At 69.8% G+C, this 24,270-nt stretch carries 29 protein-coding genes; 13 read left to right on the top strand and 16 right to left on the bottom strand.

Annotated elements, in window-relative coordinates; all coding sequences use genetic code 11:
- The 7 genes from Ate02nite_RS37215 to Ate02nite_RS37185 all read right to left on the bottom strand — a co-directional run.
- Nucleotides 1-504: HipA N-terminal domain-containing protein (locus Ate02nite_RS37215; RefSeq protein ID WP_203812604.1), on the bottom strand; the 504-nt coding region annotated here is incomplete at its 3' end.
- Nucleotides 501-752, bottom strand: a complete 252-nt coding sequence (locus Ate02nite_RS37210) for a type II toxin-antitoxin system Y4mF family antitoxin (RefSeq protein WP_203812603.1) — start codon at nt 750-752, stop codon at nt 501-503. The genes Ate02nite_RS37210 and Ate02nite_RS37215, both read right to left, overlap by 4 nt.
- Nucleotides 753-990: 238 nt before the next feature.
- Entirely contained in the window at nt 991-1,323 is a 333-nt protein-coding gene (locus Ate02nite_RS37205) for an STAS domain-containing protein (protein ID WP_203812602.1), read from the bottom strand.
- Between the two features lie 122 nt (nt 1,324-1,445).
- A complete protein-coding gene (locus Ate02nite_RS37200; RefSeq protein WP_203812601.1) occupies nt 1,446-2,891 on the bottom strand; it encodes a GGDEF domain-containing protein in 1,446 nt (481 codons plus the stop codon).
- Nucleotides 2,892-2,926: 35 nt separating this feature from the next.
- Complete coding sequence (locus Ate02nite_RS37195) at nt 2,927-3,958, bottom strand: WxL protein peptidoglycan domain-containing protein (protein WP_203812600.1); 1,032 nt, start codon at nt 3,956-3,958, stop codon at nt 2,927-2,929.
- Between the two features lie 61 nt (nt 3,959-4,019).
- Complete coding sequence (locus Ate02nite_RS37190; protein ID WP_203812599.1) at nt 4,020-5,993, bottom strand: purple acid phosphatase family protein; 1,974 nt, start codon at nt 5,991-5,993, stop codon at nt 4,020-4,022.
- 117 nt (nt 5,994-6,110) lie between these two features.
- A complete protein-coding gene (locus Ate02nite_RS37185) occupies nt 6,111-7,295 on the bottom strand; it encodes a HupE/UreJ family protein (protein ID WP_203812598.1) in 1,185 nt (394 codons plus the stop codon).
- Nucleotides 7,296-7,456: 161 nt separating this feature from the next.
- Between Ate02nite_RS37185 and Ate02nite_RS37180 the strand changes: the two genes are divergently transcribed.
- Nucleotides 7,457-8,119, top strand: coding sequence for a type 1 periplasmic-binding domain-containing protein (locus Ate02nite_RS37180; protein WP_203812597.1), 663 nt, complete (start codon nt 7,457-7,459; stop codon nt 8,117-8,119).
- 132 nt (nt 8,120-8,251) lie between these two features.
- Here Ate02nite_RS37180 and Ate02nite_RS37175 read toward each other — a convergent pair whose 3' ends face one another.
- Nucleotides 8,252-9,031 (bottom strand): isocitrate lyase/PEP mutase family protein, encoded by a 780-nt coding sequence (locus Ate02nite_RS37175; protein WP_239147981.1) that lies wholly within the window; start codon nt 9,029-9,031, stop codon nt 8,252-8,254.
- 70 nt (nt 9,032-9,101) lie between these two features.
- On the opposite strand from Ate02nite_RS37175, the gene Ate02nite_RS37170 reads away from it, so the two are divergent.
- Entirely contained in the window at nt 9,102-10,109 is a 1,008-nt protein-coding gene (locus tag Ate02nite_RS37170) for an ArsR/SmtB family transcription factor (protein WP_203812596.1), read from the top strand.
- Here the strand turns inward: Ate02nite_RS37170 and Ate02nite_RS37165 are convergent.
- The 3 genes from Ate02nite_RS37165 to Ate02nite_RS37155 form a co-directional block, all read right to left on the bottom strand.
- On the bottom strand, nt 10,049-11,749 hold the full coding sequence (locus Ate02nite_RS37165) for a serine/threonine-protein kinase (protein ID WP_203812595.1): 1,701 nt from the start codon (nt 11,747-11,749) through the stop codon (nt 10,049-10,051). The two genes, Ate02nite_RS37170 and Ate02nite_RS37165, sit on opposite strands and share 61 nt — an antisense overlap.
- Before the next feature lie 64 nt (nt 11,750-11,813).
- Entirely contained in the window at nt 11,814-12,179 is a 366-nt protein-coding gene (locus Ate02nite_RS37160) for a nuclear transport factor 2 family protein (protein WP_203812594.1), read from the bottom strand.
- A 21-nt stretch (nt 12,180-12,200) separates the two neighbouring features.
- Nucleotides 12,201-13,334: a serine hydrolase domain-containing protein gene (locus Ate02nite_RS37155; RefSeq protein WP_203812593.1), complete on the bottom strand. Its 1,134-nt coding sequence runs from the start codon at nt 13,332-13,334 to the stop codon at nt 12,201-12,203.
- Nucleotides 13,335-13,344: 10 nt separating this feature from the next.
- On the opposite strand from Ate02nite_RS37155, the gene Ate02nite_RS37150 reads away from it, so the two are divergent.
- Both Ate02nite_RS37150 and Ate02nite_RS37145 read left to right on the top strand, forming a co-directional pair.
- Complete coding sequence (locus tag Ate02nite_RS37150; RefSeq protein WP_203812592.1) at nt 13,345-13,818, top strand: hypothetical protein; 474 nt, start codon at nt 13,345-13,347, stop codon at nt 13,816-13,818.
- A 43-nt stretch (nt 13,819-13,861) separates the two neighbouring features.
- Nucleotides 13,862-14,209 (top strand): VOC family protein, encoded by a 348-nt coding sequence (locus tag Ate02nite_RS37145; protein ID WP_203812591.1) that lies wholly within the window; start codon nt 13,862-13,864, stop codon nt 14,207-14,209.
- On the opposite strand, the gene Ate02nite_RS37140 is transcribed toward Ate02nite_RS37145, so the two are convergent.
- The gene (locus Ate02nite_RS37140) at nt 14,194-14,526 is read right to left on the bottom strand and encodes a winged helix-turn-helix transcriptional regulator (protein ID WP_203812590.1); all 333 of its coding nucleotides are present in this window, start codon (nt 14,524-14,526) and stop codon (nt 14,194-14,196) included. The two genes, Ate02nite_RS37145 and Ate02nite_RS37140, sit on opposite strands and share 16 nt — an antisense overlap.
- 71 nt (nt 14,527-14,597) lie before the next feature.
- Between Ate02nite_RS37140 and Ate02nite_RS37135 the strand changes: the two genes are divergently transcribed.
- Complete coding sequence (locus Ate02nite_RS37135; RefSeq protein ID WP_203812589.1) at nt 14,598-15,443, top strand: alpha/beta hydrolase; 846 nt, start codon at nt 14,598-14,600, stop codon at nt 15,441-15,443.
- On the opposite strand, the gene Ate02nite_RS37130 is transcribed toward Ate02nite_RS37135, so the two are convergent.
- Entirely contained in the window at nt 15,349-15,738 is a 390-nt protein-coding gene (locus Ate02nite_RS37130; protein ID WP_203812588.1) for a VanZ family protein, read from the bottom strand. The genes Ate02nite_RS37135 and Ate02nite_RS37130 overlap by 95 nt on opposite strands.
- An 81-nt stretch (nt 15,739-15,819) precedes the next feature.
- Between Ate02nite_RS37130 and Ate02nite_RS37125 the strand changes: the two genes are divergently transcribed.
- Together Ate02nite_RS37125 and Ate02nite_RS37120 are read left to right on the top strand one after the other, a co-directional pair.
- Nucleotides 15,820-16,413: a TetR/AcrR family transcriptional regulator gene (locus Ate02nite_RS37125; protein WP_203812587.1), complete on the top strand. Its 594-nt coding sequence runs from the start codon at nt 15,820-15,822 to the stop codon at nt 16,411-16,413.
- A gap of 5 nt (nt 16,414-16,418) precedes the next feature.
- Nucleotides 16,419-17,981, top strand: a complete 1,563-nt coding sequence (locus Ate02nite_RS37120) for an MDR family MFS transporter (protein WP_203812586.1) — start codon at nt 16,419-16,421, stop codon at nt 17,979-17,981.
- Nucleotides 17,982-18,069: 88 nt separating this feature from the next.
- Here Ate02nite_RS37120 and Ate02nite_RS37115 read toward each other — a convergent pair whose 3' ends face one another.
- A complete protein-coding gene (locus Ate02nite_RS37115) occupies nt 18,070-18,426 on the bottom strand; it encodes an STAS domain-containing protein (RefSeq protein ID WP_097318103.1) in 357 nt (118 codons plus the stop codon).
- 298 nt (nt 18,427-18,724) lie between these two features.
- Here Ate02nite_RS37115 and Ate02nite_RS37110 point away from each other — a divergent pair, with 298 nt between their 5' ends.
- Nucleotides 18,725-19,729 carry a helix-turn-helix transcriptional regulator gene (locus Ate02nite_RS37110; RefSeq protein WP_203812585.1) on the top strand — a complete coding sequence of 335 codons (1,005 nt, stop codon included), beginning with the start codon at nt 18,725-18,727 and terminating at the stop codon, nt 19,727-19,729.
- Nucleotides 19,730-19,735: 6 nt separating this feature from the next.
- Here the strand turns inward: Ate02nite_RS37110 and Ate02nite_RS37105 are convergent, their stop codons facing one another.
- Complete coding sequence (locus tag Ate02nite_RS37105; protein WP_239147980.1) at nt 19,736-20,101, bottom strand: hypothetical protein; 366 nt, start codon at nt 20,099-20,101, stop codon at nt 19,736-19,738.
- Between the two features lie 216 nt (nt 20,102-20,317).
- Between Ate02nite_RS37105 and Ate02nite_RS37100 the strand changes: the two genes are divergently transcribed.
- From Ate02nite_RS37100 to Ate02nite_RS37090, 3 genes are all read left to right on the top strand, one after another.
- Nucleotides 20,318-20,608, top strand: a complete 291-nt coding sequence (locus Ate02nite_RS37100; RefSeq protein WP_203812584.1) for a hypothetical protein — start codon at nt 20,318-20,320, stop codon at nt 20,606-20,608.
- Nucleotides 20,609-20,672: 64 nt separating this feature from the next.
- Nucleotides 20,673-21,200 carry a SigE family RNA polymerase sigma factor gene (locus Ate02nite_RS37095; protein ID WP_203812583.1) on the top strand — a complete coding sequence of 176 codons (528 nt, stop codon included), beginning with the start codon at nt 20,673-20,675 and terminating at the stop codon, nt 21,198-21,200.
- A complete protein-coding gene (locus tag Ate02nite_RS37090; protein ID WP_203812582.1) occupies nt 21,197-22,396 on the top strand; it encodes a hypothetical protein in 1,200 nt (399 codons plus the stop codon). Before Ate02nite_RS37095 ends, Ate02nite_RS37090 begins: the two co-directional genes overlap by 4 nt.
- Here the strand turns inward: Ate02nite_RS37090 and Ate02nite_RS37085 are convergent.
- On the bottom strand, nt 22,377-23,282 hold the full coding sequence (locus tag Ate02nite_RS37085; protein ID WP_203812581.1) for a Gfo/Idh/MocA family protein: 906 nt from the start codon (nt 23,280-23,282) through the stop codon (nt 22,377-22,379). The genes Ate02nite_RS37090 and Ate02nite_RS37085 overlap by 20 nt on opposite strands.
- A gap of 70 nt (nt 23,283-23,352) precedes the next feature.
- Between Ate02nite_RS37085 and Ate02nite_RS37080 the strand changes: the two genes are divergently transcribed.
- Nucleotides 23,353-23,718, top strand: coding sequence for a hypothetical protein (locus Ate02nite_RS37080; protein WP_203812580.1), 366 nt, complete (start codon nt 23,353-23,355; stop codon nt 23,716-23,718).
- Nucleotides 23,711-24,142, top strand: a complete 432-nt coding sequence (locus Ate02nite_RS37075; protein ID WP_203812579.1) for a hypothetical protein — start codon at nt 23,711-23,713, stop codon at nt 24,140-24,142. Before Ate02nite_RS37080 ends, Ate02nite_RS37075 begins: the two co-directional genes overlap by 8 nt.
- The last annotated feature ends 128 nt before the right edge of the window (nt 24,143-24,270 follow it).

The raw sequence follows: 24,270 nt of genomic DNA, 5'->3' as shown, positions 1-24,270 counted from the left end.
GTACTTGTCGGCGGGTGGGCATTCGTGCACACCGGGAAGTGCCACCCGCTGTGCACGAATGCCCAGTTCGATCAGCAGGTCGGCGAACCGGATGTCGGAGACTCGCTCGATCGCCACACGGGCCGGCACTTCGGTGGGCTGGACTCCGGACGGCACAACCTGCACATCACCGACCGCGTCGGCCCCCACCGCGAGCAGTAGTGACAGTTCGTCGTCGGCCGACGTTTTCACTGCCCGGCGGAGTGCGCCCAGACGGCGCCCTTCGGGCAACAAGCCGGTGAAATAGGCGGGGAGTGCGCCGCCAGGCCGAACCACCGGCTCGGACGTCACCGGCAGAGTAGTGGCGACAGGCGGTCCGCCAGCATCCACCCAGGCATCGAGGTAGCGGAACTCAATGCCATCCTGGTTCCGGATGAGGGTTCCGGCATGTTGGCCGGCTTTAAAGACGTCCGCCTCGTCGACCGCGCGAAGCTCTTCAAGACTGTCGTCCGCCGGCGCGCTCATCGAGAGGTCACGCCGACGGATGTGATCGTTGCCGAGCCGCCGCGATGGAGCTCCAAGTGCAGGCCCAACGCCGACAGGACGGCGATGACCTTGTTCAGCTGAACAGATGTCTTGCCATGTTCCAGGGCGTATACGAATCGCTCCGACACACCCGCGAGGTCGGCCAGTTCGCCTTGTCCCAGTCCAAGCTGGCGTCGGCGCAGTCGCACCGTGTCTGCAAGGGCGCCGCTCAGGTCAAGATCTGGCATTACGGTGTCCCCCACTGCCATCCGCACGAACGTGCGGGTTTAGCGCTAGCGGCCTGCCTTGTCATCGGCCGGACGCCTAAACCGCACGATCATGCGGCCGCTAGATAGGATTTGCTGGGTCTAGTAGTGCCCGAGGCCCAGCAGGAGCTGGGCATGACCGACGGCCAGCGGCAGTGGATCGTGACCGCCTACGCGCTTACTTTCGGCGCGCTTCTGCTGCTCGGGGGCAGAGTACGGGTCAGGTTGTGGGGTTGGCTGGGTCTAGTAGTTCGGCGAAGCCGGTTACCTGCAGGACCTGGGTGACTATCACGGTGGGGTTTTGCAGGCGGAAGCCTCGGCCTCGGCGTAACGCTGTGCTCCTTGCGTCCAGCAGGCAGCGTAAGCCTGCGGCCGACAGGAACTGGGCGTCGGTCAGGTCTACTACCAGCTCCTGGACGTCGTCGTGTTCGATGGCGTTGATCAGCAGGGCCGTCAGGGTTTCGGAGACGTTGTTGTCCACTCCGCCGGTTACCCGTAGGCGTGCTACGCCGTCGTTGCCGACGTCCTTGGTCACCGCGAACGGCACCGTCACGGCAAAGTCCTCCGACCAGTCCCCCGAGCTGCCGTGTGCGGGCAGCACTTCCCATCGTGCATCAGGGCGCCGGTTTACCGCGAAAGCGGTCACCCACTCGATGGTGGAAGTGCGTGGTAGTGCTAGGCGGCCGGCAGCAGGCCCGCCCGGCGGAAGGTGCCCTTGCCGGCGTCCTTCGCCTCGTACAGCGACAGGTCGGCGTCCAGCAGGAGGCGGTCCAGGTCGTGGCCGGGGCCCAGGCAGACGGCTATGCCGGCGCTGGCCCGGATGCGCAGTTCACGGCCGGCCACCGGGATCGGTTCGGCGATGTCGTACAGCAAGCGGTGGGCCACCTCGTCGGCCTCGCTGGGGTCGTTCAGGGCCGGCAGGAACGCCACGAATTCGTCGCCGCCCAGGCGGGCGGGGGTGTCGGCGGCACGCAGTGCGGCCTGGAGGCGGTGGCCTACCTCGATCAGCAGGGCGTCGCCGGCCGCGTGGCCCATCGTGTCGTTGACCTCCTTGAAGCCGTCCAGGTCCAGCAGGAGCACGGCCGTATGCCGCTGGGCGTTGGCAAGTTGCGCGCCGGCCAGGTCGTAGAACGCCGCCCGGTTCGGCAGGCCGGTCAGGGCGTCGTGGTGCGCCTGGTGGCGGAGGCTGCCGATCAGGCCGCGGATGGTGAAGAGCATGAGCAACTGGCGGAGCATGGCCAGCAGCACCGCGGCCAGCAGGAACAAGATCAGTACGGGAGTCAGGGTTCCGGTCCGCGCGTACGCGTGGATCACCTCGGCGATGGCCAGCAGGACCGGGATGTACGGCAGGGCCGGCCAGATGCCGGCGAAGACGCGTTCGCCGGATTTGTCGCCGGTGGGCAGGACAGTCCGGCTGGCTACCGCGATCAGCAGGGCGGCGATCAGGTAGCCGCCACCCGCGCCGGTGCGGTACCACGGCTGATTCAGTACGTCGTTGTGCACCGCGACGCCCGCGGTCAGCGCGAACGCACCCAGACCGGCGGCGAGCAGGCGCAGGGCGTACCCATCGGGGGTGGGGGTGCTGCGCGACATCAGCACCAGGGCGAGCGCCGCCCCGACCGATTCCACCGCCATCACCATCGTGAACATCAGGTAGGTGCCGGGGCTCAGGTGATCCTGGGCGCCGTTAAGGATCAGTTGCCAGGCCAGGGCGTACAGCGCGCCGGCCACTGCGGTGACGTCCAGGGCCAGGGTGAACCGGGCGGCCCGGTCCGGCAGCTTCGGCGAGGCCAGCACCAGTGCCACCATGGCCATCCCGGCCGCCACCAGGGACAGGCCGTCGGCCGAGCTCTTGAGCGGCATGTCCAGCACGGCGGCCGCGATGTAGACCAGGTAGGCGACGCCGAAGGTACAGGCCGCGACGGCGCCGAGCCGCCAGCCGGCCCGCAGCCGCCCGCGCACCGTGCGGGCCCACCGGGCGAACCCGGCGGCCGCGTAGAAGCCCGCCGCCCCGATCGGGACACTTACCACCACGATGCCCACTCGGTCCGACAGATGCGGCAGCAGTAGTTGCATGAGCACGCCGGCGACCAGGACAGCGAGGACGCGCGGCAGGATCACCTGCCTCCGATCGGCTCGGGCGCAGGTGATCTGAGTTATGCCGTCGTATCGGCCTTCTCCCGGAGGGCGTCGGCGACGGCCTTGGCCACCCGATCGTCCTCGCGCGCCTTGCGCCGCGCGCGGTTGCGGCGAACAAACAAGACCACAAGAACGATCAAGGCGATGAGTACGGCGATCAGCAGCACAAGCGTCCAGGAGATGGCCCAGAAGTGGGTGCTCACGTGGATCGCCGGCAGCGACGAGGTGGAGCCGGAGGCGTCGGTGGCGATCGGCGTGAGCGTGGCCGTGGCGACCAGGTCGAAGGCGGGAGCCACGCCGTGCACCGGGACGCTCACCTTCCAGCTCTCGCCGGGCAGCAGCTCCGGCGGGGCGGCGATCTTGGCGGCGTCGGTGCGGAACATCGCGAACGGGCCCTCGACGCGGAGCGCCTGACCGGCCGAGAGGCTCGCGTTGCCGGTGTTGTGGATGGTGTAGCTGACCGTGGCGTCGCCCTTGGCGAACGGGTTGACCGAGCCGTGCCAGTCGACGGACAGGTTCTCGATCGACAGGGCCGGCTTGAGGTCGCCCCCGACCCGCAGCTTGATCCGGATGCCGAGGCGGCGTTCCACGTTGATGGTCTCGGTGCTGCTGGGCTGGGTCAGCGAGGTGACGATGCCACCGACGTAATCGCCGGGGGTGGCGTTGGCCGGCAGCGTCACGGTGAACGGCACGTCGACGGTCTTGCCGGGCGGCACGGTGATGGTCGCGCCGGCCGTTCTGGCCCAGGTTCCGATGGCGACCGCCTTGGTGTCCCGGTTGCGCAGGTCGAGTTGGCCGGCCTCGGTGGTGAACCCGTCGGCCGTGTAGACGGCGAGGTTCAGCGGGGTCTTGCCGCGGTTGGCGACGACCATGGCGTCCTGGATCGTGCCGCCGGGGTTGATCGCGTAGCTGTAGCTGGTCCGGTCGTCGCCGTAGCTGTTGGCGGCGGTCCGCACCGTCCAGGTGACATCGCCTTCCTCGGCGTGGGCGGGCGCGGCGAAGAGGGCGGCCACGAGGGTCGCGAGCAGGGCGGCGACGATCTTTCGCATTGATTCCTCCGAAGGGTGGTGGGGCGGACGCGACGGCGCCCGCCCCACCGGGGGGTAAAGCTCAGCTGCTCAGTGCGGTGATGGTGAGGGTGGTGCGGTAGTTGCCCTTGTCGACGCTGCCCGGGATCTTCAGGTCCAGGTCGGCGCCGAGCTTGGCGGTACCGCGGGCGTGGCCCTGGTCCGCGTAGCCGAGGCCACGGGAGACCGAGAGACCCTGGCCGCCGTCGTCGTAGGCGGAGCCGACCGCGGCTCCGGCCTTGGCGCCGGCACCGGCGGTGACGACCTTCGGGGTCCAGCCCAGGTACGAGCCGGAGAAGGTCTTGGTGCCGTCGGTGAAGTCACCCACGCCGGCCGAGATCGACCAGGGCGCGAGCGACCGGCGGCTGTCCGACACCGCGATCGGGTTGATCGAACCGGTGGCCTCGAAGTAGTCACCGTTGTGGTCCACCGCGGTGCCCAGGTCGACCAGGCCGTTGTAGCCGTCGATCGTCCAGCCGAACTCGCCGGGGGCGGCGTTCGGCACGTTGACCTGGATGTCCTGGCCCGAACCGTGGTACGGGTGCACGGTGACCTTGTCGACGATCGAGCCGACCGCCTGGCCGGTCTCGGCGCACGGCGACTTGGCCAGCTCGACGGCCGCGTTCGGCGCCGCGCAGGTGCCGGAGCGGAGGTCCTGAACGACAAGCTTGTCGTTGCGAACCTCAACCTTGACGTACGACCGGACGTGCTCCTGGTTCTGCACCGAGTTGTACCAGTACTTGCCGGCGTCCAGCGGGTCCGCACCGTTGCCGGCGCCGCTGGTCCCGGTGTTGTCCGGCTGGGTGATGTCGTAGTACTTGGAACCCGAGGCCGAGTTCGCGGTCACGTACAGCACGCCGCCCGGGCCCGGGTAGACGTCGGCCGCACCGGGCTGCTCGGTGGCGTCGGCCTTGGCACCGTTCTTGATCAGGTAGCTACGGGAGTAGCTGTGGTCGTGACCCTGCAGAACCAGGTCCACGCCCAGGTCGGAGAATTTCTGCGAGAAGTCCACGCGACGGATCTTGTTGTCGGCGTCCTTGGCGTGGTCGGCCGGCGAGTAGATCGCGTGGTGGTAGACCAGCACCTTCCACTTGGCCTCGCCGCCGTGCTGGTTGATCACGTCGGTGACGTAGGCCAGGTGCGCCGCGTCGCCGCCGCCACCCTGCGCGGTGGCGTAGCTGTTGCTGTTCAGGTCGATGAACAGCGTGTCCTTGTAGATGTACCAGTAGTCGCCACCGGAGGTGTTCGACGACGGCGTGCCGTTCGAGTAGTACGCGGCCGAGCGGTCGGTGTTCGGCGTGTACAGGTGCTGCTCGTACGCCTTGCCGCCGACGTCGTGGTTACCGATGGTGGCCGCCCACGGGTACGACTTGAGCTGGGTGGGGGCGAGGAACGCGTCCCACTGAGCCTCGGTGTTGGCGGTCTCGACCTGGTCGCCACCGGACACCAGGAGCTCGGCGTTCGGGTTGGCGGCGAGCGAGACGTTCACCGTGTCGACCCAGCCGGCCTGGTCCTTGGCGACGTTGCCGGAGGACCCGATCTGCGGGTCGCCGTAGAACAGGAAGTCGTAGTCGCCCTCGAAGGACTGCGTCTTGAACGCGTACGCCGAGGACCAGTTGCCGTCGGAGCCCACCCGGTACGAGTACCCGGTGTCCTCCTTCAGGCCGGTGAGGGTGGCGTGGCGGTTGAAGCCGCCGCTGGTGGCGATGTTCGCGGCGCCGGAGGCGGCGAACGTGACGGCCGAGGCCGGGAACGCGCCGTCGACCAGCGAGCTGGTCGGGGCGAGCTGCACCTGCTGGGCCGTGTCGGCCGACGAGTACCAGGTCACGATGCGCTGGGTCTCGTTGGAGCCGACGCCGAGGATGATGCCGGAGAGCGTGGCCGGGTCGGCGGCGAAGGCGGGAGCGGCCAGACCGCTACCGAAAGCCACGCCGAGGCCGAGGAACGCTGCGACGGTCGAGGCGACCACGCGGCGTCGCACCGGCCCGAGGGCTGATGCCGAGTTGCTCGTTCTCATCGGTGTTGTTTCCCCTTTTCCCTGATGAGAGTTAGCGAAAGCTTGATCAAGTTCGCGGTGTCCGATGAACCGGATATGAATGGCGGCGTGCAGACCGATGGCCCTTACAGGGACTTCTCAGGCTCCGGTGATCCGCTGCACGAACCAGATCAGCCCCATTGCGGACACTCCTGCGGAAACCGCTCCGGTGACCCAGAGCCCGGCCCGCGGCGAACGCCGGCGCAGCAGCATCAGCAGCGGAAAGACGAGCGCGATGATGGTGAGCTGAACGACCTCGATGCCCACGTTGAACACCAGCAGCGACCAGAGCAGGGTCCAGGACCACGCCTCGTTGATGCCGAGCGCACCGGCGAAGCCGAGGCCGTGCACGAGTCCGAAGCAGAACACCACGGCGAGCCGGGTCCAGCCGGCCCGGTCCAGCGCGAAGTGCCCACCGTCCACCGACAGGTCGGTGGCGTGGTCACCCCGCCGCCAGATCCGGAACAGATACCAGCCGGCGACCACCGCGATGGACAGCGCGATGATCGGTTCGACCACCGCGCCCGGCACGTCGACCACGCCAAGGGCGGCGAGCATGAAGGTCACCGAGTGGGCCAGGGTGAAGCTGGTGGCGGCCAGCACGATCTCGCGCAACCGCCGCGAGCCGGCGATCAGCGCCAGCAGGAACAGAATGTGGTCGATGCCGGTGAGCAGGTGCTCGGCGCCGAGCCGGAAGAACTCCCAGAACCGCTGGTACCAGGTCTGCGCGGTGGAGAACGACGGCTGGTTGGCGTCGAGCGCCGCGCTGCCGGTCCGACCGTCCAAATCGTAGGTAACGATGGTTTTCACGCCCTTGACGAAGCCCTCGTCGTCGGCGAAGAGGCCGCTGCGCACCTCGTGCGCATCCGACCGCGGACAGTCCCAGTCCAGGGTCAGGTCGGTGTAGGGCACGCCTTCGCGCCGGCCCATGGTGAAGGCCCCGACCTTGGCAGGCGTGCAGCCCTGCACCGAGAAGTGCGACCGGACGTAGGCGAGAGCGACGTCGGAGTGTTTCTCGAGCGCCGCCGCCTGCGCGACCGGGTCGCCGTCGTCGAAGGCAGCGGTGCCGTCCTGGAACAGCGAGTCCTGTTTGGCGGCGTCCGCGGCGGAGACGACGAACAGGTCGTACTCGAGTTCCAGCGCCGTGCGCACCTTCCCCTCATGTGCGGAGACGTCGACGTAAACGGTGGACGAAAAGCCGTGCGCGAACGCCGGACCGGCGCTCAGCAGGGCGATCGCCGTGGCGACGACCGCCAGGACAGCCGCGCGGACGGGGCGGGACATGGGACTCCTCCAGGGTTTGGCGAGTGCACGGTCCCTGTCCTGGGTGAACAAGATCCGGCCAGCCGAAGAACCCCGGAAAACAACCAGCCAAGATCAAGTCCCGACCGCCCCAACCCCGCCCCACCTGGGATAGGAAGGAGCCGCATCGAAGGAGGAGACCCTTGCGCACCCCGATCCGAGCGGTTGCCATACTCGCCGCAGCGGCCGCGCTCGCCGCCGGCTGCGCGTCCGAGAAGAGCTGGGCCGCTCCGCGACCGACGCCCACTCCGGTCGGCACGCTCGGCCCCGGCTTCGTCGACCCGTCGGCCGCGCCGTCGCCCGAGGCCACCATCACTCCGAGCCCCGGCTCCTGGGACAGCGTGCATCCACCCGAGGGCTACCGGGTCGTGCTGCTCACCTCGGGCGACGACGCACCGACCAAGGCGCTGGTCACTGCGGTGCGGGAGTGGGCCAAGGCGGAGGACGCCGACCTGCGCACCGTCACCGCGCCGGCCCACGACCCGATCCCGAGCATCACCAAGGCCCTGGGCATGAACGCGGACCTGATCGTCAGCGCCGGCAACGAACTCATCGACCCGCTCGCCATCGTCACCGCGAACCACCTGTCGCAGCACTTCCTGGTGGTGGGGGCCGAGATAGCCGAGCCAACCGCGAACGTCACCGCGGTCGACTGGTCGGGCGCGTCGTTCCGGGGTGAGGGCCTGGGCATGTCCTCGACCTACGATGCGGCGTCGTTCACTGCCGAGCGCTGCGCCGACGCGATCCGCGCGGGCGCCGCCGCGGTGCTGAACAAGCTCACCGGCATAGTGATCTGGCTCCGATAGTTTCGGCAACTATCCGAGAACTAATGGTTGACTTTCGCTCGCGCTCGGTAAAACAATGACCACGGTCGATAATCGCCCGTGCGGCGCGGCAGTGGGTGGCCGCGTCGCACGGGTCAATCGTGATCGAGAAGCTCAGGAAAGAAGACCGTTGAGGTCGCCGTAGGCGATCGATTCGGCAATCGAGTCGTACGATCCGGAGCTGAGCGCCTCCCGCACGGCCCGCCGCATCACCGCGTACGCCGCCTCGGCCACCCCGGAACCCAGACTCACCCGCGCGACGCCGAGTTTCGCCAGTTCCGCCACCGTCGGCGCGCCCGGCCAGACCAGGATGTTCACCGGCGCCGGGATTCGCTCGACCAGCGCGGCCACCACCGCCGGATCCACCGCGCCCGGCACGAAGATGCCGTCCGCACCGGCCGCGAGATAGGCCTCGGCCCGGGCCACCGTCTCCTCGACGTCGCCGTTGCCGCGCAGGAACGTGTCGATCCGCGCGTTGATGAAGAGCACCTCGGCCGGCGCCGCCGCCCGGGCCGCGGTCAGCCGCGCGACGTACTCCGGGATCGGCCGCACCGAGTCCTCGAGGTTGATGCCGGCCGCACCGGCCGCGACGACCCGGCGAACGGTTTCGGCGACCCCCGTCGGATCTTCCCCGAAACCGGACTCGATGTCGGCGGTCACCGGCACCGACACCGCCGCGACCACCCGGCGCACGGCGTCGACGGCCAGGTCGCGGTCGAGCGTGTCGCCGTCCGGGGCGCCGAGGCTCCAGGCCACGCCGGCGCTGGTGGTGGCGACCACCGGTGACCCGGCCTCCTCGGCGACGCGGGCGCTGGCCACGTCCCACGCGTTGGCGAGCACCAGCGGCGCGCCCGGGACGTGCAGAGAACGAAGAAGAGCTACCTGTTCAGTCACGTTGCCAGTCTTCGCGACGACCGGCCCGGGACGTAAGGTTTGAGCCCCAGCTAAATCCACGGAGGCGGAATTGGCCACCATCGGATTGTCGGCGACGTCCGCGACCCGCATCCGGTTCGCCGTCTCGTGCCTGTGGGAGGTGCTGGCGAGCGTCCGCATCCTGCGCGACCCGGGGGTGCCGCCGATCTTCCGCACCTGGTCGCGCCGGGCTCGGCTCTCCCCCGAGACCCTGCTCTGGCACCTGGTCGCCCCCACCGGCGGTTACACCCCCGACTTCCTGACCCCGCCGCCGACCGGTCTCTCGGCCGACCTGCGGCACGAGCTGGCCGGGCTGCGCGCCACCCCGGCCGGGCTGGTCCGGGAGCATCTCGACCTGCTCGGCGCCGGCCTGCCGGAGCCGTTGCGCGAGCTGCGCGCCGCCCCGGCGACCGGGCTGGCCCGGCTGGCCGGCGAGATCGAGTCGTTCTGGCAGACCGCGATCGCCCCCGACTGGCCGCGGATGCGCGCCCTGCTGGAGGCCGAGGTGCACCGGCAGGCCCGCCGGGTGGCCGAGGGCGGCAGCACCGCCGTCCTGGACGACCTGCATCCGCAGGTCACCTGGCAGGGCGGCCGGTTGACCATCGATCAGCCGCACTGTGCGGCGCCGGACGTCCCGCACGGTTCCGGCCTGGTGCTGATTCCGTCGGTCTTCGTCTGGCCTTCGGTACTCACGGTGACCGCCGGCGAGGTGCCGCAGCTCGCCTATCCGGCGCACGGGGTGGCCACCCTGTGGGAGCAGTCGTCCCGCTCGGCGGAACCACTTGTCGCCCTGCTGGGCCGCGGCCGGGCCGCGCTGCTGCGGGAACTCTCCACGCCACGGTCCACCACCGAGCTCGCCGGGCGAACCGGGATGACCGCCGGCGGCGTCTCGCAACACCTGACCACGCTGCGGGCGGCGGGCCTGGTGGTCACCCACCGTCAGGGCCGCTCGCTGCTGAACACCCGCACCGAGGTCGCCGAGGCGTTGCTGGCGGCGAGTCAGAGCGGGAGGACCACCGGGGTCGGCGTGCCCCCGACGCAGGTGACCGTGGTGCGGTAACGGTTCAGGGTGCTCCGGAAGGAGGCCACCACGGTCAGTGCCGGACCGGGTTCCACGTCCTCGACCTCGTAGCCCGGCTTGGCCTCCCACCAGGTCAGCTCCACCTGGCCACCGAAGCAGACGGCATAGATCACGCCACCCGGTGATTCGAGCCGCTTCCCCTCGGGGTCCACCGGGTCGTCGTCCGAGGTGCTGGTGGGCGCGGGCGAGCGCGGCGGGCTGGACGAGGTCGCCGATTGGCCCGGGCTCGCTGAGGCGATCGGGGCGCTCCCCGCGGCCGGCGGGCTCCCCGACGCTGCGGTAGCCGACGGCCGGGTAACCTTCGCGCCTTTACTCGCGGTAGGCACGGCGGCCTGCTTGCTCACGGTGGGTGCGACCGACGCGGTCTTGGCGGCGTCCGGCGTCGCGATGCCCGCGCCGGAGCCACCCTGCAGGAGCAGGCCGACGACGGCGGCCGCAAACACCACGACGATCGCCACAATCAACATCAACTGCTTCTTGCGTACGGGTCGAGCACCGTTCCCGAAAACCTTTGGCTGCCCCCGACCCACCCGGGAGCCCTCGCGTACCGCCGGAAGCATCGCGGTGACCGCCGCGGCGGGCCGATTCCGCCCGTCCCGCGCCCGCGGCAGGGCCCCGGCGTTCCGCCGCCCGGAAAGCTCGGTAGCGGCCGCCCCGCCCGGCCCGGTGTTGGTGGGGCGCATCGGCGACGGCCAGACCCCGGTCTCAGCGTCGAGGTCGTCCAGATCATCGGCCGCACCGGAGGCGGGATGCGGGATCCGGGGCGGCGGGGTGCCTGCTTGGCGTACCGCATCGGGTGTGATCGCGAGGGAAGCCTCGGCCGCGTCGGCCAGCGTGCTGGACACCTCGCTCGCGCTCGGCCGGGCGGCCGGATCCTTGGTCAGGCAACGGCTGATCAGCTTGGACACCGCCGGCGGCACGCCGGGCAGCTCGGGCAGCGGGGCCGGCTCGAGGTAGACGTGGGCCCGCAACATCTGCGTGGTGCTCTCCACCGACCAGGGCGATTCGTCGGCCAGCAGGCGGTAGAGCAGGACGCCGAGCGCGTACACATCGGAGCCGGGCACGATCTCGGCGCCGGTCAGCCGCTCGGGGGCCAGGTAGGCGGGGGTGCCGACCAGCATCTCCTCGGGCGAGGCCGGACCCACCGCGGCCGCGATGCCGAAGTCCACCACCTTGGCGCCGGCCGGGGTGACCATGATGTTGGCCATCTTGATGTCCCGGTGCACCAGGCCGTCGGCGTGCGCCGCGGCCAGCGCGGCGGCCACCTCGCCGCAAATCCGGAAAACCGTGCGCGGCGGCAGCTTCCCGGCCGAGACCCGCTGCTGCAGGGTCGGCCCATTGATCAATTCCATGACGACGTACGGGGTGCCGGTGTCGGCCGTCTCGCCGTAGTCGTAGACCTGGGCGATGTTCGGGTGCGAGAGGGTGGCGGCGGCCCGCGCCTCATCGCGGATGCGGGCGCGCGACTGCGGATCATCGGTGTAGCGACCGGCCAGAAGCTTCACCGCCACCGGGCGGCCGAGCACCTCGTCGCGGGCACGCCACACCACGGCCATGCCACCACTGCCGAGTTCGTCCAGCAATTTGTAGCGGCCGCCCAGCGTCTGCCGAACCTCCACCGGAGCAGTCTGCCCGCCCGACCGGAAATTCGCACATCGAACGCTATTCGCGTTTCACATTTCCCTATTTTTTCGGATCCGGATGCCGCATCCACCACTCGGTGAACTGGCGGGCCTGCCCCAGGTTGTCCAGGCGCAACACCCACAGATTGCTGAAAGTCTTTCTCGGATAGGTGGTCGTCGCCTCGATCATTGCAAGATCATCGGTGACCAGCAGCGGATGCCACTCGAACGTGGTCGATCCCGGTTTGTCCTGACGTTTCAGCCACTTCTCGACAATTTTGTCGCGACCCAGCCACGGTTTCGCGAACGGTTCCGTGAAATAGGCGGCGTTCTCTGCGAAAAGATCAGCTATGTCGCGTGGATCATTCGACTCCCACGCCTTGCGATAGTTCGTCACCCATGCCGTCACCGCGTCGAGACTGCTCATCGCGCACCTCCCCAGGTCGCCTCAATCCGCAGCGTAGGCGAGGCCGCTGAACTCCTGCAGTGCGCCGTTCCACAGCAGATCGCTGACCTGGCTGAGCAGGATCACGGTGAGCCCCTCGGCCGGGTCGTTGAACCAGTCGGTGCCGAACCCGCCGGACCAGCCGTACCGTCCGGTGGCGGTCACGCACATGCCGTACCCCCAGCCTTCGCCATTGAGCATGAAGCCGGCGCCCTCGATCTGCGCGGGGGTCAGATGGTTGCGGGTCATCGCGGCCACCGACTGCTCGGAGAGCAGGCGGGTGCCGCCCGCGACCCCGCCGTTCAGCAGCAACTGGGCGAAGGCCAGGTAGTCGTCGGCGGTGGAGAGCAGCCCGCCGGAGCCGGACGGGAAGATCGGCGGCGTGCTCCACAGATCGGGGCCGCTGTCGTCCCGCTCCTCGCCCGCGCTCATGTAGTAGGCCGGCAACTCGGCGGCCCGCTCGGCCGGCAGCCAGAACGCGGTGTCGCTCATGCTGAGCGGCTCGAGGACGCGGTCCCGCAGCAGTTCGTCGAGCGGCTGGTCGGCCGCCCGGGCCAGCAGCACCCCGAGCGCCAGCGTCCCGGCGTTGTACATCCAGGTCTCGCCGGGCTGGCGCATCAGCGGAAGCGTGCCCAACCGGCGGACCCACTCGTCCGGGTCGTGCTGGTTGCGCGGGTACGGGTCGTTCAGGATCAGGCCGAGGTCCCGCCAGGCGTCGACGATCGGCCACGGCGGGTCGAACCGGTCGCCGTCCATCACCAGGCCGAAGCCGCAGGTGAAGGTCAGCAGGTCAGCCACGGTGATCGGGCGGACCGCCTCGACCGTGTCGTCCAGCGGCCCGTCGAGCCGGCGCAGGACGCGCGGCCCGGCCAGTTCGGGCAGCAGTTTGACGATCGGCTCCTCGAGGTCGAGCCGGTCGTCCTCGGCGAGCATGAGGGTGGCCGCGGCCACCACCGGCTTGGTCATCGAGGCGATCCGGAAGGGCGTGTCCCGCCGCATCGGGACGTCGCCGCCGAAGCGGGTCACGCCGACGGTGTGGACGGTAACGTCGTCGCCGCGCGCTACCAGCGCGACGACTCCGGGAAACTCGCCGCGATCGACCCGAGCGGTGATCGCGTCACGCAACGAACTCGTCATGGGGTACAGCATGGAACAGAACTGGCGGCATCTCCCACCTCCGGCGCGCCCGATCGCGGCCGCGGCGACCGACGCGGTCGAGGCCGCGCAGCTGCGGGACAGCGACGCACTGGCCGACGCGGTCGCCCGGATGGCCGGCCTGGACCCGGCGCACACCGGACTGATCCTCGGCGTGACCGTGCGCCTGCTGCTGGAGGACACCCAGCCGGACGGCATCGACGCCGAAGGCGTGCGGACGGTGCTGGAGCGGTCGGTGCGCGGCGCGTCCGAGTGGCAGACCGAGGTCGACCCGCACGTGATTCTGCTGCTCCTGGCCGGTGCGCTCGGGGTCGCCGACGAGGACGACGACACTCCCCCGCCGAAGCTCGACGAGCTGGCCCGGCACGCCGCGCTGCTGCTGGCCGACCTGCTCGGCCCTCGTCCGGTCCCGCCGTTCCTCACCGCGGCGCTGGCCGAGATCGAGCGCGCGCAGCTCAACGACTGATCGGTCGTTGAACACGCCGGGACGGGCGCGAGAGGGGACGATCATGGAGCTACGGCCGCTGGTTCACGTCGGCGACATGGCCGCCGCCATCACCTTCTACGAGAAGCTCGGGGCCGAGGTGATCCACGGCGCCCGCGACTCGGAGTGGGTGCTGCTCCAGCTCGGCACGGTCCAGCTGGGCCTGCTGGCCCGCCCGGCCGACGAGTCTCGCGGTGAGACCCCGGTGGAGCTGCACTTCGGCGCGGCCGGACCGCTCGATCAGTGGGAACGCCGACTGCACCGGGCCGGCCTGCCGGTCACCGAGGTCACCGCCGACCAGGACCTGGGCGAGCAGCTGTGCATCCGCACCCCGGACGGCACCACCGTCAAGATCAGTCAGCGCGAGCCGTAGTCGCGGGCCCATCCGCAGATCGCGGCGAGCGGCTGCTCGAGGGTGCGGCCGAGCGGCGTCAGCTCATATTCCACGTGCTGCGGCGGATCAGCCTTGAGCACCCGGCGGGCGACCAGGCCGTCGTCGGCCATCCCGCGCAGCGTCTCGGTGAGCATCTTCTGGGTGATGCCGGGCACCCGCCGGCGCAGGCCGGCGGGCCGCTGCGGGCCGGGGAGCAGCGAATAGATCAGCAGCACCCGCCACTTGGTGGCGAGACGCTCCAGCGCCTGCCGGGTGGCGCAGCTCTCCTCGAGCACGTCGGGCACGACCAGGTCCACGGCCACCCTCCCCATGGGTACGCGGAAGTGCCTTCTGTCCTCCCGCCGTACCGCCAGCCTAGTGTCGCCGGGTGACCGAATTTCGTAGCGAAGGCCTCCGCCTGTCCGGCGTCCTGCACCGCACCGACGACCCGCAGGCGATCGTCCTCACCGGACCGTTCACCGGCGTGAAGGAGCAGGTGACCGGCCTCTACGCCGAGCGGTTCGCGGCCGAGGGCTTCACCACCCTGGCCTTCGACCACCGCGGCTGGGGCGCGAGCGAGGGCCGCCCGCAGCACGAGGACAGCCAGGGCAAGCTGGCCGACCTGCGGGCGGCGGTGGGCCTGCTGGCCGGCGAGGGCTACCGGGTATCGCTGGTGGGGATCTGCCTGGGTGGTGGATACGCGATGAAGGCGGCCGCCACCGATCCGCGGGTGGCCGCGGTGGCGGGCATCGCGGGCGCCTACAACAGCCCGGCCTGGTTCGCCGAGCGGATGGGCGTGGACACCTATCGCGCGGCGCTGCGCGGCATGCTCGACCGCTACGACGAATACCTTCCGGCGGTCGCGGCCGACGGCGAGGCCGCGATGCCCGGCGAGGAGCCGTGGTCGTACTACTCGACCCACCCGGCGAACTGGACCAACCGGGTCACCCGCGGCTCGCTGCACAGCCTGATGACGCTGGACGTGCTGTCGGCCCGGCCGCTGCTGCCGCCCAGCCTGGTGGTGCACGGCCGCAAGGACGACTACTGCTCGCCGGAGCTCGCTTCGGCTCTGGCGGCCGACGAGACCGTCTGGCTGGACTGCGACCGCCATGTCGATCTCTACGACACCGAGCCCTACCTCAGCCAGGCGGTCGCGGCCACTGCCGCTTTCTTGCGAAAGCACGGCGATGAACCTCATGGGGTACGGCGAGACGCAGTACCGCCAAGCCGATAAGGGCGCCGGTCACGTTGGCGATCAGGTCGTTGACGTCAACCGTGCGCCGGCTGCCCCCGGCCAGTCCCAGGACGAGCTGGGTGACCTCGATGGCGGCGCTGGCGGCCACGGCCAGACCCAGGATCTTCCGGTACGCGTCGGCGCCCGGCCGGTGCAGCGGCACCAGCACGCCGAACGGCACGAACATGATCACGTTGAGGACGAAGCTGGGCGCGTCCACCAGGAACGGGATGTAGTGGATCACCGGCCCGGACGGCTCCTGCGGCGTGATCGGGAGGACCGTCACGGCGAGCACGCCGAGGGCGTAGATCGCGGAGCCTACTTGCAGCCAATAAAAGTTTGCAGTGTCTGAAAGTTTGACCGTAGTCTCCTCTCCATGGGCCTCCGGGACCGCAAGAAGCAACAGACCCGTTCCGCGCTGACCGCGGCCGCACTGCGTCTGGCCGACGAGCGCGGCCTCGACCATGTCACGGTCGAGGAGATCAGCGCGGCCGTCGACGTGTCCGCACGCACGTTCTTCAACTACTTCGCCACCAAGGACGACGCGATCCTGGGCGACCCGGTGATCGACAACGAGACGGTCTGCCGCCGGCTGCTCGAACTGCCCCGCGACATCCCGATCGTCGACGCCGTGCTGACCGTCTTCGAGCCGGCCATCGCGGCGATGCAGGCCGACCGGGAGCTGTGGCTGCTCCGGATGCGCGTGATCAAGGACAACCCGTCCCTGCTGCTGGCCCTGTTCGCGCAGGGCGCGGCCAAGGAGCAGGAGTTCATCGCGGCCATCGCGACCCGGGTCGGGCTCACCCCGGCGGACACCTTCCCGCAGCTCGCGTCGGTGGTCACCGGCTCGGCGTTCCGCATCGCGATGATGCGCTGGGCCACCGCCGGCCCCGACGAGCAGCTCGCCGGCTTCGTCCGCGAATCCTTCCGCATGGTCGCCACCGGCCTGGCCACCCCGAACGAAAGTTGAGTGACATGTCCGTCGCGGAACCCATCGCGGCCGAGGCCCCAGCCGCCCGGATGACCCACAAAGAGGTGATCCAGGCACTGTCCGGCCTCATGCTCGGCATGTTCGTCTCGATCCTCGCCTCGACGATCGTCTCGAACGCACTGCCCCGGATCATCGCCGACCTCGGCGGCAGCCAGTCCGTCTACACCTGGATCGTCACCACCGAACTGCTCGCGATGACCGCGACCGTCCCGCTCTGGGGCAAGCTCGCCGACCTCTACAGCAAGAAGCTGCTGATCCAGATCTCGCTGCTGCTGTTCGTGGCCGGCTCGCTGATCGCCGGCTTCACCCCGAACGTGAGCGTCCTCATCGTCAGCCGGGTCGCCCAGGGGGTCGGCGCGGGTGGGATGAGCGCGCTCGCGATGATCGTGATGGCCGCCATGATCCCGCCGCGCGAGCTGGGCCGTTACTCCGGCATGTTCGGTGCCGTGTTCGGCGTCGCCACCATCGCCGGCCCGCTGATCGGTGGCGTCCTGGTGGACACCGACTGGCTCGGCTGGCGCTGGTGCTTCTTCATCGGCGTGCCGTTCTCGGTGGCCGCGATCCTGCTGCTGCAGAAGACCCTGCACCTGCCGACGACCCGGCGCCAGGTAAAGATCGACTGGCTGGGCGCGCTGCTGATCACCGCCGGGGTCAGCACCCTGCTGATCTGGTCGACCCTGGCCGGCCAGCACTTCGACTGGGCCTCCTGGGAGACCGCCGCGTTCGTGATCGGCGGCGTGGTGCTGCTGGCCCTGGCCGTCCTGGTCGAGTCCAAGGCGCCCGAACCGGTCATCCCGCTCGGCATCTTCCGCAGCCGTACGGTCAGCCTGACGATCGTGGCCAGCGTCCTGGTCGGCGTGGCCCTGTTCGGCGGCACGGTCTTCCTGTCGCAGTACTTCCAGGTTGCTCTGGGTAAGTCCCCGACCGTCGCGGGCCTGATGAGCCTGCCGATGATTTTCGGACTACTGCTCTCCTCGACGATTGCCGGACAGCTCATCACGAAGTTCGGCAAATGGAAGATGTACCTGGTCGCGGGCGCGGTCGTGATGACCATCGGGATGCTGCTGCTGGCCACCATCGACGCCGGCACCAGTGTCGTGCTGCTGTCGATCTACATGCTGGTGCTCGGCGTCGGCGTCGGCATGCTCATGCAGAACCTGATCCTGGCCGCCCAGAACGACGTGCCGGCCGCCGAGCTCGGCGCGACCACCTCGGCGCTGACCTTCTTCCGCAGCATGGGCGGGGCGATCGGGGTGAGCGCGCTCGGCGCGGTGCTCGCCAACCGGGTGACGACGCTGTTCACCGAGAGGTTCGGGGCGTCCGCCGCGGCCGCCGGCGACGGCAAGGTGCCCGACCTGGCCACGCTGCCGCCCCAGGTCCTCGACGTGATCAAGGGCATCTACGGCGAGGCCACCGCTGATCTGTTCCTGGTGGGCGCGCCAATCGCGTTCCTGGCGATCATCGCGGTGCTGTTCATCAAGGAGAAGCCGCTGTCGACCCTCTCCGGCGAGGAGCGCCTCGCCCAGGAGAAGGTGCCGCTGCACTGACGTGTGAGCGGAATCGGTCGACGACCTTCGCCCAGAAGAGTGAATCGAACGCGGCACGGTCACGTGCCGCGTTCGATCAACGGGTGACTCAGGACGGGCGCAGGCCCACCGAGGTGCGCGGCGAGGGTGGCTCGGCGCAGCCCAGCAGGCCCACCAGCCCGGAAACCCAGAGCTGACGGTAGACCGTGGGGCTCGGGTGGCTCACCACGAGCTTCACGCCGCTGGCCGCGGCGGTGTGGAAGCAGGCCACCAGAATGCCGATGCCGATGCTGTCGATCAGCATCACGCGTTGCAGGTCGAGGCAGATCTTGCCCGGCGTGCTGCTGGTCAGGACGTCATTTACCGCGTCCCGCATCACGTGGGCATTGTCCAGGTCGATCTCACCGCTGGGCGCTATCTCGACGGTGCCATCGGCCAACTGGCGCGTGGTGATCGGCAGATACACGGCTGCCCTCTTCCTGGCGTCGAGTGGGGCGACGCCGAGTTTCCGCGTGGAGTGACACCCGCCGACCCGGGGCTCTGCCTCGTGGCCCTGCTGGGTGCTGGACGCCTCGCCCAGGCGCCGCTCTCCGACCGCGTTCCTACAACAATCCGCTGGTCTGCAAGTTACGCCACGTAGGCGCGGAACGCCAGAGTAGTTCATATGGCCTGAATGTGCTGGAACGGTCAGCGCGTGGCGGGAACGTTGACGTTCCACGTACCGGGGCCGAATACTCACGGTATGCGATGGAGTCCGCTTCAGCATGGGTGACGTCTACCCACGGTCCGGCCCAGCGCCTTCGGAAGTTCCCGACATACTCCACTTCAGCAGCGTAGATATCGATCAGGCACGTTCCGCGCTAAATCGTTTCTACTATCCCGTGGCAGTCGGCATCCCGGAAGGCGCCGATGGCTTCGGCCTGGGCATGGAAGTGATCCAACTCGGACCACTTACCGTGGGACAACTAAGTTACGCGTCCCCGATGATCCTTACCGTGGCGGAAATCGACGCCTATCACGTCAGCATGCCCACCACCGGGCGTATGCAAACCCGGCACGCTGGTCACGTTGTGCTGGCCGACCCGTCGACCGCGGCCGTGTTCGGTCCGGGCAACCCGGTCTACACCGTGCACGACGGCAACTCGGCCGAGCTCGCCATCAAGATCGAGCGGGACGCCCTCGAACAGGAACTGGCCGGCATGCTGGGCCGCCCGGTGGAAGGGCCGATCGATCTGCCGCCGGCCATGGACGTCTCGACCGGGCCGAGCCACAGCTGGAGCCGGCTGGTGCGGTTGCTGCGTGACGAACTGGAGCACCCGGAAAGCCTGATCTACCAGCCGCTGATCGCCGAGCAGTTACGCAGCAGCGTGCTGAGCGGGCTGCTGATGAGCCTGCCGCACCGCTATCACGAGGAGCTGACCGGACCGGCCACGGCCGGGCCGCCGCGGGCCATCCGCCGGGTGGCGGACGCCATCCACGACGAGCCGGAGCGGCCGTTCACGGTGGCCGACCTGGCCGCGATCGCCGGGATGAGCGTGCGCTCGCTGCAGGAGGGCTTCCGCCGGCACCTCGGCTGCGCACCGATGGCGTACCTCCAGCAGGAACGGCTGATGCGGGCGCACGAGACGCTGCGCCGCTCGGATCCGCTGCGGGTCACCGTGGCCGCTGTCGCACACCGCTGGGGCTTCGCCCACCTGGGCCGCTTCGCCTCGGCCTATCGCAGCCGGTTCGGGGTGCCGCCGTCGGAAACCCTGCGATCGGCGGGGTGACCGGGGTTACTCGCCCGGATCGCTGCGGCGCGGCTGGGGTACGCCATTCGGCCGGATCACGCCGCCGGACGCGCCGAACACGTGGCCGCGCGGCGGAACCCAGTCGCGGAACTGACCGAGCCGGCGGGGCACCGCGATGAGCTCGCCATCGCCCGCGCCGCGCTGCTCGTTCAGGTAGGCCACCACCCGGGCGGCGGCCACACCGCCGTCCTCGGCGATGGCGAGCAGCAGACGGTACGTCTCGGCGGCTGCGGGATCGGCCGGCACCGCGCCGGGCACATCATCCGTGGAGCGGCGCAACAGGGCGGCCAGACCGGCCAGGGCCTGCATTACGTCACATGCATCCCGTTCCGCGTCGGACAAGCTTGTCACGCGTCATCCCCCTCACTGCACGTCCGGACACCACCGTCGCACACGTGCCACGCGAAAATGTATTCGGCCCGCTACGTAGCGTCCATCCGTAACACGCAAGTCCTGTCCAGTTAGCGCTCAGTTCGTCCCCCGACGACATGATCGTCCGATTCCGCCCCATGGTCACGATGGGAACAACGGGGTAAGACGAGAGAGGAATAGACCTGGAGGGATGACATGACCGACGAACTTCGCCCGCCACTGGAGGAGAGCCCGGAGGTGGCCGACGCGATCGAGGACGACGTGGCGGTGGACGCCTTCATCACCGGCGGTGGCACCGATCGGGACACCCCGGAGTTCCTGCCGCCCGGCCAGGAACCGCAGTGGCGCACTGGAGCCGATCAGCCGTGGGACCCGGAAGACCTGGCCGTCGCCGAGGGTCGCGACCCCACCCCGGCGAACGTGGAACGGGCCCGCCAGGAACTCGAGCAGGACGGCGCCGCCGCCATCGAGCGCACGGTTCCCTGAAAATCGCCTACAACCTCTTCCACCGGATCGCCGTCTATTGGGGAGACTCTGACGGGGAGCCGGGATGGATGATGGATCGGATGGGGCGTACCTGGCGTACGTCCATGGCCGGATACCGGCGCTGCGGCGGGTCGCATACCTGCTGAGCGGCGACGAACACCAGGCCGATGACCTGGTGCAAGAGACAATCACCAAGCTGTACGCGCGATGGCCGCGGATCGCCGAGGCGGACAACGTCGACGCGTACGTGCACACCATGATGGTGCGCGCGTTTCTGGACGAGAAGCGGCGCGGCTGGTGGCGGGTACGCCTGTGGGGCTCCGCACCGGACCGCGCCGCTTCGTCGTCAGCGGGCGGCGCCGAGGACCGCACCGTGCTGCGTGCCGCCCTCACCCGGGTGCCGCCACGCCAGCAGGCCGTCCTCGTGCTGCGTTTCCTCTGCGACCGCCCGGTTGCCGAGGTGGCCGAGATCCTCGGCTGCTCGGAGGGGACGGTCAAAAGCCAGACCGCGCACGGCCTCACCGCCCTGCGCAAGATCCTCGGCGAGCCCTCGCCCGCCGTCCGGACGAAGAGCACGGGGAGGCGGTCATGAACGACGACGACTACGGCATGACACTGCTCGAACCGCTGCGCGGCGAACCGTCCGGCCAGCCCGCGATCGACGTGCCCAAGGCCATACGCGACGGCCGGCGGCTGCGCGGCCGGCGCTGGTGGACCGGCGGGCTGCTGGCCGGGCTGGTGGCGACGCTGGTGGGCGGCAGCCTGCTGCTGGCGCCGGGCCAGGACGACAACCCGCACCCGAAGCCGAGCCTGCCGCCGGACCCGGCGGTACCGGCCTCCTGCACGCTGCACGAGCTGCCGAACGGCGGCCACCGCCTCGTTCATCTCAACGGCAGCGACGCCGCCGGCCGATGGCAGGTCGGCACGGCCGATCCGAACGCCGGCGGGACGCAATCGCCGGCGATGATCTGGCACGACGGCAAACTGGTCGCGCAGGCCCCGACGCCGGTGCGGCACCTCGTCCTGTGGGACATCAACTCGTCCGGGGTGGCGGTCGGCTCCTCCGAGAGCGGCGGCAGCACCAACTACCCCTACGTCTACCGGAACGGTACGTTCCACCGGCTCAAGGGCGGCACCGGTCTGGCGGTCCAGATCAACGACGACGGCGTGATCGTCGGCAAGCTCGGCAAATACGGGAGCGAGGTGCCGGTTCGCTGGGCGTCGCCCGAGGCCGAGCCCGAGGAACTGACCCGGCCGGCCGGTGAGACCAACCTCCACGGCATCTACGACCTGGCCGAGGACGGCACGGCGGTCGGGAGCTATATCGGCCGCACGACGAAGAACTACCTGTGGCGGCCGGACGGCACGGTGCGGGAGCTCGACACGCCTCCCCTCCAAAAGCCGGAAGGCGGCGAGCTCTGGGTGGTCGGCCTCCGCTTCGGCTGGGTCTACGCGATGTTCTCCGACATCAACGGCCCCGACGACGGTCTCTACCGGCAGGACGTGCGCGGTGGCGCCTGGCAGCGGATCACCCACAACAGTGCGGCCGCGCAGTACGGTGTCTCAGCGCCGGCCACGATGGGCGCGATGCTGAGCCCGGTACCGGTGGTCGTCATCGGCTCCAGGACAGTGGACCTGCCGAGCGGCCCACTGACCGGCACCGGCCCGGTCATCTTCGGGTTGAACGGGGTGAGCGCGGACGCGCGCGTGGTGAGCGGCAATGCCGTCCGCACCGACACGTCCAACCCGAGCGCGCCGGAACAGCCGGTTATCTGGCGCTGCGAATAGCGACCGTGCGGCCGGTGGTGGCCGCCTCCTGGGCTGCTTCCAGGATGGCGGTCACCTCGGCGCCGAAGCGGACGTCCAGCTCCGATTTCGGTCCGCCGCCGGCCGCCGCCAGGAGCTGGTCGATCGCCCGGCCGAGAGCCTCGGTAGGCAGCCACTGCGCGCCCGGGACCGGGCGGATGCCGGCCTCGCCGGCGAAGACCGTCTCCTCGCGGGCGGCGGCCGGGGCGGCGTCGACCGAGAGGGTCAGGGTGCTGATCGCGCCGCCGGTGTGCCGCAGCAGCACGTGGGTCATGTCGTGCGGGCCGGCCATCGCGGCCACCTCGGCGACCGGGCCGAGCACCGGCAGCAGCACGGCGAGCGCGTGCGGGCCGACGTCCCACAGGCCGCCGCTCTCCTTGCGCCACGGGGACGCGCCGAACGGGTTGTCGTCGGTGAAGATCGAACCGAGGTGGTCGACCCGGGCCTCCCGCCAGCCGCCGGCCGCGGCGGCCTCGGTCAGGAACTCGGCGATCGGCGGCATCAGCCGCCGGGTGAAGAAGACCGCTGAGGCGAGGTCGCGCTCGGTCACGGCGGCGGCGATCTCATCGGCCTCGGCCGCGGTGAACGCCACCGGCTTGTCGAGCAACAGGTGCCGGCCGGCCTTGGCGGCACGGAGCGCGATCGGGGCCTGCACGTCCGGCGGTAGGGCGATGGCGACGGCGTCGACGTCCGCGATCAGCTCGTCGATCTCGGCGTACGGCCGGCCGCCGAACTGTTTGGCGACCTCGGCCGCCTTGTCGGGATTGCGGCCCCAGACCCCGACAAGCTCGACATCGGGGTGTTCCGCCAGTGCCGGTGCGTGCGCGAGGTGCGCCCAGGGTCCCGTGCCGAATAGTCCGAAGCGCATGGTGCGGCCTGCCTCTCTTGGTGCCCGACCGCAAGCTATCAGGCCGACGACCATCAGTACGCTGTGCCGGGTGAACGGTCCCCTGTCGGTTGCGACGATCGTCGTCGCCCTCGTGCTCGCGGCCTGGCTCCTGCTGCGGGCCGCGCTCAACCGGGCGCCCAGCCGCTTCGACCTGCTGGCCACGGCCGCGGTCAGCGTGCTGGTCGCGGTGCTTGTGCTGGTCGCCGTGGTCGGCCTCTTCGGTGATCATCGGCCGTCCGATACCGCTACCTTCGGCGGCTATCTGATCACTACGATCGCGTTCGGCCCCACCGCGATCTACCTGGCCCGGATGGAGCCGACCCGGTGGGGCAACCTGATCCTCGGCGTCGCCTGCCTGGTGCTGCCGGTCCTGGTGCTGCGGCTGCAGCAGATTGCGTCGGTGACCGTTGCCTGACTCACCCGCTCCCACCCGCACCCGGCCGGCCGACGCCGCGCTGAACACCGGCCTCGGCCGCCTGCTGCTGTTCGTCTACGGCGTCTTCGCGCTGTCGGCGAGCGCCCGCGCCCTGGTCCAGATCGCCACCCACTTCTCCGAGGCCCGGCTGGCCTACCTGCTGTCCGCGGTGGCCGGCCTGGTCTACATCTCGGCGACGGTCGGCCTGGCCGTCGGCGGCGAGCGCGGCCGCCTGATCGCCCTGGTGAGCTGCAGCATCGAGCTGCTCGGCGTGCTGATCGTCGGCACCCTGAGCGTCGCCGACGCGGTCGCTTTCCCGGACGACACGGTGTGGTCGCACTACGGCAGCGGCTACGGCTATGTGCCCCTGGTGCTCCCGTTCATCGGCCTCTGGTGGATCTGGCGCCATAGGCCGCAGAGCTGATATCCGCGCAGGGTGGTACCACGGAACTGCCCGCAATCGCCCCGCTGATGAGGAGGCAGTCGATTTTCTGTCGCCGCGGGGTGTGCGGTGCCAGGAAATCGGCTTCCTCCTCATCAGCGGGGCGATTG

It is taken from the genome of Paractinoplanes tereljensis, assembly GCF_016862435.1.
GTDB lineage: Bacteria > Actinomycetota > Actinomycetes > Mycobacteriales > Micromonosporaceae > Actinoplanes > Actinoplanes tereljensis.
The sequence above is the reverse complement of the archived record's forward strand: the minus strand, read 5'-3'. Positions and strand labels throughout refer to the sequence as shown.